This is a genomic window from Micromonospora sp. ATLC16, from assembly GCF_057196645.1.
Genome location: NZ_JBXUOW010000059.1, coordinates 19,177 through 31,704 on the forward strand (window position 1 = coordinate 19,177; position 12,528 = coordinate 31,704).

Genomic DNA, 12,528 nt, shown 5'->3' on the forward strand with positions numbered 1-12,528 from the left:
CATCACCGAGGACGTGGTCATGTCCCTGACCCTGCGCGGCGCGGCAGCGCTCGTACGCCCCGACGGCCTCCCCTACGAACCCGACGAGGCTCTGCTGGCCTACCACCGGGATCTGCTCGCGCCGTACGGCATCGAGGTCGACGAGGACCTGATGAAGCAGTCCCGGAACATCGGGTTCCGCGAACTGGCCGAGGAACTGATGGACCGGCGCCCGAGTCCGTTCGGGCCGCCGGACCTGTTGATCCTGGCCTACGGCCTGCCCGACCGATATCCCCTCAAGACCGTCACCACCCGGCTCAACGCCCTCTTCGGCGGGCGCAGCCGCAGCTTCGCCGTCTCCGAGCAGGGCCTGAAGGCGCCGTTCACCGCGTTGCGCATCGCCGACGCGTACACCCGTTCCGGCAGGAAGGCGAGCCTGGCCCTGTTCGTCTGCGAACAGACCACGCTGCCGTACCGGGATCCGCTGGTGCACGACACCCCCCTGTTGGACAGCGGCGCCCTGCTCTACTTCGACACCGACTCCCGATCCGGTTTTCGCTTCACCGCAAGCCGGGCGGCCGGTGCGGACGTACCGCTGGGTGACCTGCTGGCCGGCCACCGCACGGCGCTGCCGCCGGGGCCGACGCTGCTGGTCGCCGGCCCGTGGCCAGCGGACGGTCAGCTCAGCGGCGTCGATCTGCCGGTGCACCGCTGCCCGCCCGGCGGCTACTGCACCAGCGTCTGGCTGGACCTGGCCCGTCACCACGAGGAATGGGCCACCCGCTACGCCAACCTCGTCCTCTGTGACACCGATCCGCGGACCGGACGCAGCCAACTCGCCGTACTGTCCAACGCCGGAGCGCCCGAGCGCAGGGAGGCTCGACTATGAAACCCGCACCCCCCGCGCCGCCGCAGGCGGCGGGGACGCCCTACCCCCTCGTCGTGGACGCGCTGCACGGCCGGGTGGCACCCGGCCGGCTGGTCGCGTCTCCCACCGGCCATGTTCTCGCCTCCACGGTAGCGCTGCCCGACGCGCCGGCCGGGCCGCTGACCCGCTTCGGTCTCGCCGTCGCCGAGGCCACCCCCGAGTCCGCCTTCGGCGAAGGGCCGGCCGCCGACCGCTTCGCGGTGGCCCTGCTGGCGGCGCACCGCGAACTGCTCGACGCCACCCTCACCCACGCGTTGCGTCACCTCGAAGGACGCACCTCAGGGAACACCACGCTGCTGGCCAAGCAACTCGTGGCCGGACAACTGGCCGACATCGCGCTGCGGCTGGCCGAGGACACGGCCGTTCCCGAGGCGCGTCGGCACGCCGACCGGGACGCCCGTTGGCGCTGTCACCTGCGGCTGGTCGACATCGGCCGGGACCTGCTGCGGTTGCTTGGCGCCAGCGGTTTCCTCGCCGACGGACCCGCCGGCGACCTGCACCTCGCCGAGGTGGTCGGCAACGTCTACCTGCACGCCGACACGGAGGACGTCGATGAATGAGCTTCGCGAGGCCGCCGCGCCCGCCGGGACGGACCTGCTCGACGAATGCACTCGGGAGCTGGCCGACTACTGCGCGGCGCTGGCCGGCCGGATACGCGCGATCGGACTGCGGCTGGACCAGGATCCGGACGTCATCACCGAGTACCTGCACGAGCCGGAGGTGCGTTTTCCCGTCCAGGGGATGCTGCCGCCGGAGTACCGGGCGGTGGGAGAGTTCCCGGCGCGGCTGGTGGAGGTGAGCAGCACCGTCCTCGGTCAGGTGGTCGCCACCGAGCAGGTGTCCTACGGCGATCCCAACGTGCTCCTGGCCAGCCCCGGGCCGTCGCTGTCCGGCGGGGCCGTGCAGGCGCTGGCCGACGAGCAACAGCGGAAGCGGTACTTCGGTCGGCTGACGGCCAGCCCCACCCACACGTTCTTCGCCCTGACCGAGCCGGGCAAGGGCTCGGCCGCGACGGAACTGGAGACGACGCTGACCCCGGCGTCGGGCGGCGGGTGGCTGCTCAACGGGGTGAAGTGCTACATCGGCAACGGTGCACGCGCTCAACTCGGTGTGGTGTTCTGCCGGCGAGCACCCGGGCCGTGGGGCATCGAGGCAGTGCTGCTGGACACCAGCGCGCCGGGGTTCAGCGGCGAACTGCTGCCCACCGTCGGCCTGCGCGGCGCGCGGATCAGCCGGCTGCGCTTCCAGGACGTCACGGTGGCCGACGAGGACGTGCTCGGGGCGCAACGGTCACCCAGCCGCCGAGGGCTCTACGGTGCCACCTACATCCTCTACCGGTTCCGCCCGGGCATCGCGGCGATGGCGATCGGCTGCGCGCAGGCCGTCTGCGACTACCTGGTCATCCACCGCCCGACGCTGCCCCGGCGCGACCGGCACCGGCTCGACAGCATCCTGGACCGCATCGCCGCGGTCCGGCACCGGACGTACGCGGTGGCCAGCGACATCGACGCCGGTGTCGTCGACGTGGCCGGCATCGGTGCGGTCAAGGCGCGGGCCGCGCGGGTCGCCGAGGACGCTACCCGGCTCGTGGCCGAGCTGCTGGGTCCGGCCTGCCTGATCGAGCATCCCTGGGTCGAGAAGACCTACCGCGACGTGCGGGCGTTCGAACTGATGGAGGGAACGACGAACCTGCACGCCATGTCGGTCTTCCAACGACTGCTGCGGGACCGGACCGCTCCGCAGCCGGTGACGGAGCGGGCGGTCGACAGTGCGGCTCGGAATTGATCTCGTCGCCCTGGACGAACTGGATCGTCTCCTGCGCCGGGGCTGGTTCCTGCGGTACTTCTTCGCGGCCGAGGAACTGGTCCAGGCTGAGGCGCTGGGCGACAGCCGACGTCGGGAGTACCTGGTGGGGCGGTTCGCCGCGAAGGAAGCCGTGCTCAAGGTTCTGGGCACGGGCCTGTTCGAGGGGGTCGCCCCCCGGGACATCGCGTTGCCGCGTCAGCCCGGCGGGTCGCCCAGCGTCACGTTGCGGGGCAGTGCCGCTCAGGCAGCGCGGTCGGCCTCGATCACCCACGTGACCGTCTCCGTCACCCACAAGCGGAACCTGGTCGCCGTGGTCGCCGCCGGATGGTGACGCCCGTTCGGCGACCAGCACCGGAACCCCGCCGTACCGTCTTTGAGGAGCACACATTGACCCGGTCCCCGATTCGTTCCGGCCATCGGCACCAGCGTAGATCGGAGCTGTCCCGACCGGCAGGCTGGACGTTGGCATCCCTGCCGCCCGGTTTGCCGGCGGTGGCCGACGAGCACCGCCGGCCGTTGGTGGGCCGGGAGCGGGAGAGTTCGGCGCTGGCCGCGGCCGTAGCCGCCCTACTCGACGGCACGGGACGAATCGTCGAGGTGACGGGGGAGCCGGGGATCGGCAAGAGCCGGCTGTTGGACCAGGTGGCCGCAGTGGCGCGAGAACACGGAGCGCAGGTGCTCGCCGGCCGGGCACCGGCACCCGGTTCGGACGTGCCGATGGCGGCGATCGTCGACGCGCTGGACCCGTACCTGCCCCAGGTCTCCCAGGCCCGGTTGGCCGAACTCCGCTCCGATCACGCGCAACTGCTCAACGGCACCTTTCCGTCGCTGCGCCTGCCGGGCGCCCGTTCACTGGCGCCGGCCGGGGTGCCGGCGGGTGCCCGGCAGATGCGCGCCGTACGGCTGTTGCTGGGGACGCTGGCCGCCGAACGGCCGCTGCTGATCACGATCGACGACCTGCACAACGGCGACCGGGCCACCATCGATCTGGTCTGCCACCTGCTCGACGCGCCCCTGCGTACGCCGTTGCTGCTGGTCATCGCGCATCGCCGCCGCCAGTCGCCGGCCAGGCTGCGGCTCGCGTTGGACACCGCCGGAGAGGTAACCCGCATCGAGGTGACGCCGCTGAAGCGGGCGCACCTCGACGAGTTGACCGACTTACCGCTGTCGGCTGGGCAGCGTGCCGTGTTGCACGAGCTGTCGGAGGGCAACCCGCAGTACCTGGCGGCGTTGCTGGCCGGCGCGCTGCCCCATGGCCCGGTGAGTGAACATGTGGAGCTGGGAGCGCTCCCAGCTCAGGTGGAGGCCGCGTTGGCCGCCGAACTCGAACTGCTGTCCCGCGCGGCCCACCTGGTGGCCTCGGCCGCAGCGGTGCTCGGGCCCGAACCGGTCGACACCGGCCTGCTGGCCGAGGTGGCCGGGATCGCCACCGAACAGGTGCCGGCCGCCATCGACGAACTCGTCGCCGCCGACCTGCTGCGCCCAGTGACCGGCAGTGGGTGCTTCGCCTTCCGACATCCCGTGGTCCAACACGCGGCGTACCTCACCACCGACGCCGGCTGGCGCCTGACCGCGCACGCCCGCGCGCTGACGGAGCTGCGTCGCCGCCGGAGCAGCGCCGCCGCCCAGGCACCGCACCTGCTGCGGTTGGCGGTGCCGGGCGACATGGTCGCCGTCGAGGTACTCCGCGAGGCGGCCATCGCCGTGCTCGACCGGGCCCCGCACACCGCGGTCCGGTGGCTGGGTGCCGCGGTCCGGCTCTCGCCGAGCAGCGCGGACCCTAGCGAGTCCCGCGTGATGCTCACGGTGCGGCTCGGCCAGGCGCTGGCCGCAGCCGGCCACCCGAGAGCCGCCCGAGCGGTACTGCACGACGCCCTGCGGCTGTTCGACACGCGCCCGTCCGCGTACCGCACCACGGCGACCCTGCTCTGCGCCCAGGTCGAACGCCAGCTCGGCCGGCACGGGGCAGCGGCGGCGTTGCTACGCAGTGGTCTGACGCGACCCGACGAGGCCCAGCCGGCGGACTGGGCGGCGCTGGCACTCGCGCTCGGTGCGGTGGAACTGACGAGCGGCCGGGCCGGGCAGGCACGCCGGTGGGCGGCAGCCGCGTTGGGCGCCGCCCGCCGTGCCACGACCATCCCGGGGGCGGTACGGGCGAACGCGTTGGGTCTGCTCGCGGCGGCAAGCCATCTGCGGGGCAACCGCGCCGCCGGCGGCGAGACCAACCAGGCCGCGATGCAGCTCAACAACACGCTGGACGCCGAACTCGGTGACGAGCCGGAGAGCGCCCTGTGGGTCGGCTGGAGCGAGATCCTGCTGGACCGCTCCGACGCCGCGGTGCACCACCTCAGCCGGGCCATCGATGTCTCGCCCGGAGCCCGGAGCTACTTTTCCCTGCTGCACCTGTTGTGTACCCGGAGCCTGGCCCATCGGTGCGCCGGGCGGCTGGCGGAGGCGTCCGCCGACTGCGCCGAGGTGCTAAGACTGGCGTCCGGCACACAGTTCCGGGAACTGCACGTCGCGGCCGAGGCGATGGGTCGACTGCTGACCGTCTGGAGCGGAACCGAAGAGGTCGAACCAGCCGTGGTTCCGTACACCCTGGACCTGCCCGCCTCCGGCTGGCCGGGCAGGCTGGCGCTGTGCGCGAACGCCGAGACGCTGCTCGCGCTGGGGGATACCGCCGGGTGCCTGGCCGTGGCCGCGACCGCCGGACTGCCCGAACTCGAACCCTGGGCGCAGGTCGGCTGGTACGAACTGCTGACCCGGGCCACCCTGGCCGAGGGCGATCCGGGCGCAGCGGCGGAGTGGGCGCAGCGCGCGTACCAGATAGCCGAGCGACTCGGTCGGCCGGGCCGCAGTGCGCTGGCCGCGTCCGCGAGGGCCCGGGTGCTGGCGCTGCGGGACCCCGCAGCCGCCGCCGAGGCGGCGGCAGCCGCCGCAGAGACCCTCACGCGGGTCCGAATGCCGCTGGACGCCGCGCAGGCCCACATCGTGGCCGCGAGAGCGCTGGTTGCCGCTGGCGACCCGGATCGGGGCGTCGCGACGTTGCGGCTGGCCGAGGAGATCTCCGACCGCTGCGGCGCCGGTCTCTTCACCCGCCAGGTGAACACTGAGCGACGGCGGCTGCTGACGGGCCGCTCGGGCGGCGCCCGGCGGGCCCGCCGCCAAGGCGGCTCGCCGACCCTGACTCGGCGGGAGACCCAGGTGGCGGCCCTGGTCAGCGAAGGGCTGACCAACCGGCAGGTGGCGGCCCGCTTGTTCGTCACCCAGAAGACCGTGGAGATGCACCTGTCCCACGTGTACGCCAAGATGGGCGTCACCAACCGGGCCGCCCTGGTACGCCGCTTCCACCTCGGCGGGCTCGCGTCGGCACAGTCCTCCTGACGCGCTCCCGGAACACTCGAACGGTGAGACCCGGCCAGGTGGACTCTCGTGCCCGGCCGGGCCGCCTTCAGACCCTGCAGCCTGACGGCCAGGCCGCCGCCGGGGATGTGCCCGCGCGTCCGTTCAGCCCGGTGCCGCGCATATCCACCGTCAGGGATCCGATGCCGTCCGCGTGCTCGGCGATCCGGCTGCCGCGCGTCGACATGCCGCTCAGGAGCCAGGGGAATCAAACATGGTGCGCGGTCGAGGCTGCAGCGCGGGTAGCGGATGTCGACGGCAAGCTCGCGAAGCCCAAGCTGCCGAATGCCCACGCTTGGCGCCGATGCTGGCGTGAGGGTGGACGGTGGATCAGATGACGGATCTGCTCAACGGTGGCAACATCGAGCAGAGCTCCAGCGAGTAAACCGACCGGCCGCGGCACCCCGCCGGACGGGACACCCGCGGGCCTGTTCGGGCAGGGGATGAGATCCGCGGTTGACTGGCAGCCTCGCGTATTCAACGACGGTCACCGGGGACGGGCCGCGCGACAGGACGCTGCTGCTGTCGGCGGCCGGGGTGCCGTTGGGCATGCTCGCCTTCCTCGGCGACGAGTTGCCCAACGCGGCGGGCCAGATCGTGTTGACGCTGACCAGTAATGGATTCGCCTGGGGTGCAGCCGCGCTGGTGGCGGGATACCTGGTTCGCCGCGCGCGCCGCGCGCCGATGGCGGCGACCGCGCTGTTGCTCGTCGCCACAACGGTGTACTACGGGCTCATCCTGGTCGTTTCGCGGCGATGGAGCGGCGGGACCTTGGAAGATGGCTCGTCGGCGGACGCTCACGGGCTGCTTTCGGTGGCCCGGGCAGCGGGGTTCTGGTTGCTGCTCTCGGTCGGCGCTGGACTGGTGCTCGGCAGCCTCGGCTACTTCGTCAGGAGTGGAACGCGTCACCGATCCTCGGCGGCTTCGGGTCTCGCCTTCGGCATGCTTGCCGCGGAAGGGCTGTACCAGCTCAGCCGCGACTACTACTGGCCGATCTCGGATGACTTTGTCCGAGTGATCGTCGCGTCCAACGCGGTGACCGTGGTGCTGTCACTGGTTGTCACCGTCGTGCTGCTGGTGTGCCGCGCGACGCGCGGTTCGTGGTGGACCTACCTGGGCTCCGCGGTGGTCGCGGGCGGCCTCGGCGCTGTGCTGTGGAGCCTCGTCGACATGGTTCGAGGTGCCGGCTTCGGTCTGTAGCCGTCTGGCTGGCGCTGCGGTCGGTTCGGACATGCGGGGTCAGACGCGCACGCCACTGAACGTGTCGGCGTTGCCGCCCCCGGGTGGCTGTCCGTTGGCGTCGACGAGGGCTCGGACGCGGGACTGGCGGAGCGCATCGAGCAGGGCGACGCCGCGCTCGGTCGGGATCATCGGGGTGGTCGAGGTGCCTCGTTGTCGGTGCACGGCTTCGAGTGCAGAGCCGGGTACGCCACCGAGATCCCGGCAGCTATCGACGTCTGCGAGTGCGGCTGCGGCTCGCGGCCGAGCTTGCTCTACAAACGATCCACTACAGCCAGTCATGTTGGTCAACACGCATCCGGATCTGCCGATGTGCGGATGTCCTTTGCTGGGCTTTCGGGCGTGGCGCTTCATCCAGGATCGTCGACTCTGGGCTGCCGTATCAGTGAGCGGTGGGGGTGGTCAGTCGGGCCAGTTCGGTGGCGGCGAGTCGGCGCAGCGTCTGATCGGGGTCGTTGGCATACCGGCGCAGGATGGCTGGGGCGGCGTCAGGCGCGAGATGCCGAGCCACGACCGCGACCCGCTGACGGACCATCGGGTCCGGATCGTCCACCAATTCGACCGGGAGGTGTTCCCGGTGCGGACGCCTGTCGCCGGCGCTGGTGAGCCCGCTGAGGGTGGCCGCCCGTATCGTTGCCTCGCCGTCTCGCGTCAGCATCGCGAGTTGCGGCACCACGCGGGGATCCGAGTCCGCCGTTTTCGCGAGCGCTTTGGCGGCTTGGGCTCGAACCTGCGGATCCTGGTCGGCAGCCAGCGCCAGCAGCGCGTCGACCGCCGCCGTCCCTCCGACCGAGCCCAGGGCTTCCACGGCGTTGGCACGGACGTGACGGTCGGGGTCGTGGAGGAGCCGTCGCAGGACCGGGGTCGCTTCGTGCCTGCCGAGGCGCCCCAGTGCGTACGCGACCATGGACCGTACCCGTGGTGTCGGATCGGCGGCGAGAGCAACGAGCGGTGCGACCGCGTCGACCCGGCCGGTGTAGCCAAGCCTGCTCACCGCCGATACCCGTACCTGCACGTCCAGGTCACGCAACGCCAGAACGAGCGCCTCGAATACCCGGTCGTCGCCGACGGGATCGGGCATAGCGCCGACCACCATGGACCTGATCTCCGGGTCGCCGTCGGCCACGGCCGCAGCCAGCAGCTCGACATCCTGCACCTCGACCACGAACCCAAGTGCCCACAGCCCTACACGGCGCAGCTCCGGCCGATCACTCGTGGCGAAGTCACGCGCCACACGCCGGCCGGCCGAACGATCCGCCTCCAGGAGCTCGATGATTTCGGCCTGCAAACTGTCCTGGTCATCGCCGAGATCACGCGCCGCGGCGCGCAGCAGCACCGGCAGCGCCGCGACACCCTCGATGCCAGCCAGGACACCGGCAATCAGGTCCCGACCGTAGAAGTTCCCCTCGTCGAGGAACCGGTCCAGTGCCTCCCGCAGCCGGGGTACCAGGGCGGTGTCCCCACACGCCGCCAGGGCCGCGACGGTCGGCGCGATAGCGTCGTAATCGTCCTCAAGCTCCACGGCATGCCGGACCACAGCCTCCAACGCCCCATGGCTGTCGATCATCCGGTCACCCTGCCACACCACCACCCAGCCGTGGAACAGCACACCAAGCAGGCAAGATCACACGCTCTTCTGCCGCGGACCGAGCGCGGCCGTGGCGACAGCGGATGTCCGGGCTCCGGGTTCGAGGCTGCTGCTCCTAATTCTCAGTGTTAACGAGTCCGCCACGGCAAGTAGGCGGCAGTCGTCCCCGCGAGACTGCCGACGGACAGGGCGAAGGCCAGCGGGAAGAACAAGTCCCACGGCGCCCGCAGTCCGCCTCCGACAACGACGCCAACTACCAGGCAGGCCGCAGTCGTGACCAGAAACAGAAGCGCCACTCGTAGCCGGTATCCCCGGCGGACTTGAGGTATCCCAGTAGCGGCCAGGGCGGCTACGCCCGCATGCTCCGCCCAGCCGACGCCGACAGCCGTCAGGCAGATCACCAGGCCGACGGTGGTGCCCACCAGCGAGTTGCACACGGTGCCACGCAGCACCCCGGGAAGCGGCGGATCAGGGATACCTGACTCCCCAGTGAAGATGAGGCGCCCACCTCGCCCATATGTCCAGCCCGGCACTGCCGAACCCGCAGGTTGCGACTCACGGCGCTTGGCGGCATCTGCTTCCATCCGCCCAGTGTCAGTCGACGATCAGCGTGTGTCGACCATGCCGACGAAATGGGCCTCCCTCATGGTCGGCGAGTCGTCCGCACATGCCGCCGACAATGTGCCTCCTCTGACGACGCGCAGTCACTGCGTGTGCGGTGAGTCGCGCAGGAGCATCTGGAAAGCGGGGCCTGGCCGGGAGGACCGCCAACCGGTGGCCAGTGCCTGACGGACACCAAGAGCCACCGTCCTGGGCAACACGGGCTGGCTCGGCAATCCGAGCCAGTTGCCGGGATGGGCGCAGGGCAGCGATGCCACCAACAAAGCGCCTGGCTGTTCCACCTGCTCGGCGACGAAGGTCAGCGGCGACCAGCCGTTGGCTTGGCAGTAGGTCGGTCTGCGGCGAACCGCCCAGCGGAAGGTGACGCCATCTACGGTGATCCGTCGTGAACCCTTGATAGCCAGCGTCATCCGTACCTCTGTCGGTTCCAACCGCACGTCCGCGCACCATAGCTGGGATCCGACGCCATCGCGCTATCGATTTTTGCGGGATCACGATGACGCTCAGGTGTCCGGACCTTTCACGACCCGCGCATACGAGGGCCACCGGTGGGAGGGCAGACTGAGCAGCATGAACCTCGTGGAGTTCGACGCGTTGGTTGAGCCGCTGCGTCAGAAGTCGGTGGCCTCGGTAGCCGCGCACGGCTTCGCGCTCATCGAGGGACGCACCGCCACCGCCGCCGAGGTTGCCGACCTGGAGAAGCATCTCGGCGTGACGTTGCCGGAGAAGTACAAGGCCTTCATGATGCGCTACGGCGGTGGCATGGTCGGCTCCGTCGAACTGTTCCCGATCGTCGGCGCCGCCTCCGGCGACGACGACGTGAAGTCGGCCAACGACCGGGAGTTCCCTGACCGGACATTCATCGCGATAGGGCCGGTGGGCACCGGCGATCACTGGGGGTTCCCGGTCGATGATGGTCACTGCCGCGACGAGGTCTGGTTCCACTTCCACGATGGCGGCGACCCGGAGCTTGAGGCGGCCGACGTCCTGGAATTCGTCGCGCGTCATGGACTCCGGTTGTAGCGGCCAGGCTATCCGCTCCTGCTGCCGACCGCGCGTCACAGACAGTGACCGGTCGGCCATCTGCTAGCGCTTGCGGTAGCCGATGTGAGGGCATGGCGTGTCATGGATCAACCGGTGGGTCGGTCCAGCTGATCCAGCCGACCGGTTTCCAGGTGGGCGATGTCGCCGCCGGAGTCGAGAGCGGCCTCGAGGAGCAGCGCGAGCGAGGTGCCGTACACCGGGACGTCGGCGGGCTCGTCGACCAGGCGGAAGAGGCGATCGAACTCGTCCGAGCGTGCGGCCGTCACCTCCTCGACGCGGCAGAGCACCCAGTGGGTCAACTGCCTCTCGTCCTCGAGGGCCGCGCACACGCTACGGCCGTCGGTAAGATCGATGATCGTCAGGAGCGAGCAGGTCTCGTAGCCGCGGTAGACCCGGCGGTGCTCGGCCATCGGAAGCAGCCGCCACGTGTCGAACAGCGTGGCGGAGCCGATGCGCCGGTAGAGCGCCACGACCTCGGCGGGAACGTCGAACAGGAGCGTAGGCTGCGGCGGGCTGGTCTCGTGGTCGCGCACGATTCGGTCGATCACGTCGTCGATCTCCACCGCCGCCGACGCGAGGTACCAGCCGGCCACCGGCCGCAGTCCGCCGTTCTCGTCCTGAGCCAAGCCGACCAGGCCGGCGTGCAGGGCCACCGCCCGGTTGTCGCCCGCCACCCGATCGTTGACGTTGACGATCGCCCGCGACAACATCGCGGGCACCTGATCGGTGCGGATGCCGGGACCACTGTAGAAGCCGCGGCCGTCGCCGGTCATGTCGCGCGGCTCATCGATGGGCAACTCCAGCAGCGGATTCGGCTGGTCCACCACCCCCTCACCGCGAAGGTACGGGTACAGGCGCGCCGCCCAGCCGGTGACCACCTCACCGCCGTACGCGTCGACCGGGTTGTAGATCCGCCGCCAGAACGCCAGATCGACCTCACCGGACGCGGCTCGAACGAACTGGTCGGCGATCAGGGCGAGCGACCGGCACCACGCCTCCAGACCGAACCCGGCGATCGCATCCACCCGTGCGCGGATCTTCTGCCAGTCCGCCACCGTGCCGGTCAACGTGATCGACGGGATACCGCACACGCACACCAGCCACAGCGAGAAGTACGCCGAGTACGCGTCGAGCAAAACGACCCGTCCCGCGAGCCGGTCGACGTCGGTACTGGTGGAAAAATCGCACTCGAACACGTCCGCGTCGCTGATCTCGGCGGCCAACAGCTTGTGGAATGACTCCACCACGTCCTGCCAGGAAACCGCATCCTGCGGCATCGGCCCGTCAACGGCGACGGTGAGCCGCTTACGGCCAGCATGGCCCACCAACCGGGGGCGCAGCTCCTCACTGTGGAGCCGGATGTGTTGGGCGACACCCTGCGCGATGGTCAACCACACCGCGTCGGGCGACAACACCAGCGGGCGATGGTCGGCGAACGCGCGCCCGACGGCGTCGAGCAGCGGATGCACCCCGTCCGGCACGACCACCGGCAGCACGGGATCGCCGCCGAACACCAGCGCGTCCCCGAACAGCTCGCCAAGCGGCCGGGTGGGCAGACCCTCGGCTGCAGGCGTCACCTGATCGACCCGGAAGGTCACCATCGTGCGACTCTAACGGCCGCTCGCTCCGGGCGCGATCCCGCTGCGAACGTACTCATCTGCCGCTGACCGCGTGTCTGCCGGCCAGCGCGCGACCGGTTACTCGTATTGCGGCACCGTGACGAAGCCCACGGTCTACCTGTCTTCGTCGAGGGGGTAGGAGTCGATGAGGAAGCAGTCCGGCTCGTCGCGGAACCCGGGAAGCCTCCGTGTGTCCCGCACCGGGTTTGATGGAGACATCGAAACCTGGGAGGAACACCAGCGATGCCGGCACCGAAGAAGTACAACGATGAGCTGCGTGAGCGTGCGACCCGGTTGGCGGT

Annotated in this window: 11 protein-coding genes; 7 read left to right on the forward strand and 4 right to left on the reverse strand. The window is 70.5% G+C overall.

From position 1 onward, the window contains the following. The first annotated feature begins 19 nt into the window (after positions 1-19). From AC2CHE_RS20990 to AC2CHE_RS21015, 6 genes are all read left to right on the forward strand, one after another. On the forward strand, positions 20-868 hold the full coding sequence (locus tag AC2CHE_RS20990) for a hypothetical protein (protein ID WP_484506584.1): 849 nt from the start codon (positions 20-22) through the stop codon (positions 866-868). Then, positions 865-1,467, forward strand: coding sequence for a hypothetical protein (locus AC2CHE_RS20995; protein ID WP_484506585.1), 603 nt, complete (start codon positions 865-867; stop codon positions 1,465-1,467). Before AC2CHE_RS20990 ends, AC2CHE_RS20995 begins: the two co-directional genes overlap by 4 nt. After that, positions 1,460-2,692, forward strand: coding sequence for an acyl-CoA dehydrogenase family protein (locus AC2CHE_RS21000; protein ID WP_484506586.1), 1,233 nt, complete (start codon positions 1,460-1,462; stop codon positions 2,690-2,692). Before AC2CHE_RS20995 ends, AC2CHE_RS21000 begins: the two co-directional genes overlap by 8 nt. Continuing rightward, entirely contained in the window at positions 2,676-3,044 is a 369-nt protein-coding gene (locus AC2CHE_RS21005) for a holo-ACP synthase (protein WP_484506587.1), read from the forward strand. Before AC2CHE_RS21000 ends, AC2CHE_RS21005 begins: the two co-directional genes overlap by 17 nt. A gap of 161 nt (positions 3,045-3,205) precedes the next feature. Further along, positions 3,206-6,097 carry a helix-turn-helix transcriptional regulator gene (locus AC2CHE_RS21010; RefSeq protein WP_484506588.1) on the forward strand — a complete coding sequence of 964 codons (2,892 nt, stop codon included), beginning with the start codon at positions 3,206-3,208 and terminating at the stop codon, positions 6,095-6,097. Between the two features lie 474 nt (positions 6,098-6,571). Further along, positions 6,572-7,315: a hypothetical protein gene (locus tag AC2CHE_RS21015; protein ID WP_484506589.1), complete on the forward strand. Its 744-nt coding sequence runs from the start codon at positions 6,572-6,574 to the stop codon at positions 7,313-7,315. Positions 7,316-7,354: 39 nt separating this feature from the next. Here the strand turns inward: AC2CHE_RS21015 and AC2CHE_RS21020 are convergent, their stop codons facing one another. From AC2CHE_RS21020 to AC2CHE_RS21030, 3 genes are all read right to left on the reverse strand, one after another. Beyond that, on the reverse strand, positions 7,355-7,519 hold the full coding sequence (locus AC2CHE_RS21020; protein WP_484506590.1) for a hypothetical protein: 165 nt from the start codon (positions 7,517-7,519) through the stop codon (positions 7,355-7,357). Between the two features lie 217 nt (positions 7,520-7,736). Further along, positions 7,737-8,921: a HEAT repeat domain-containing protein gene (locus tag AC2CHE_RS21025; protein ID WP_484506591.1), complete on the reverse strand. Its 1,185-nt coding sequence runs from the start codon at positions 8,919-8,921 to the stop codon at positions 7,737-7,739. Between the two features lie 725 nt (positions 8,922-9,646). Beyond that, complete coding sequence (locus tag AC2CHE_RS21030; RefSeq protein WP_484506592.1) at positions 9,647-10,000, reverse strand: hypothetical protein; 354 nt, start codon at positions 9,998-10,000, stop codon at positions 9,647-9,649. A gap of 133 nt (positions 10,001-10,133) precedes the next feature. Between AC2CHE_RS21030 and AC2CHE_RS21035 the strand changes: the two genes are divergently transcribed. Next, entirely contained in the window at positions 10,134-10,586 is a 453-nt protein-coding gene (locus AC2CHE_RS21035) for an SMI1/KNR4 family protein (RefSeq protein ID WP_484506593.1), read from the forward strand. Between the two features lie 107 nt (positions 10,587-10,693). On the opposite strand, the gene AC2CHE_RS21040 is transcribed toward AC2CHE_RS21035, so the two are convergent. Continuing rightward, positions 10,694-12,208 (reverse strand): DUF4419 domain-containing protein, encoded by a 1,515-nt coding sequence (locus tag AC2CHE_RS21040; RefSeq protein ID WP_484506594.1) that lies wholly within the window; start codon positions 12,206-12,208, stop codon positions 10,694-10,696. Between the last annotated feature and the right edge of the window lie 320 nt (positions 12,209-12,528).

Bases quoted from the DNA above. Each gene is read 5' to 3' on its own strand.
- AC2CHE_RS20990 (WP_484506584.1), top strand. From the start codon at position 20: ATGTCCCTGACCCTGCGCGGCGCGGCAGCGCTCGTACGCCCCGACGGC.
- AC2CHE_RS20995 (WP_484506585.1), top strand. From the start codon at position 865: ATGAAACCCGCACCCCCCGCGCCGCCGCAGGCGGCGGGGACGCCCTAC.
- AC2CHE_RS21000 (WP_484506586.1), top strand. From the start codon at position 1,460: ATGAATGAGCTTCGCGAGGCCGCCGCGCCCGCCGGGACGGACCTGCTC.
- AC2CHE_RS21025 (WP_484506591.1), bottom strand. From the start codon at position 8,921: ATGATCGACAGCCATGGGGCGTTGGAGGCTGTGGTCCGGCATGCCGTG.
- AC2CHE_RS21035 (WP_484506593.1), top strand. From the start codon at position 10,134: ATGAACCTCGTGGAGTTCGACGCGTTGGTTGAGCCGCTGCGTCAGAAG.
- AC2CHE_RS21040 (WP_484506594.1), bottom strand. From the start codon at position 12,208: ATGGTGACCTTCCGGGTCGATCAGGTGACGCCTGCAGCCGAGGGTCTG.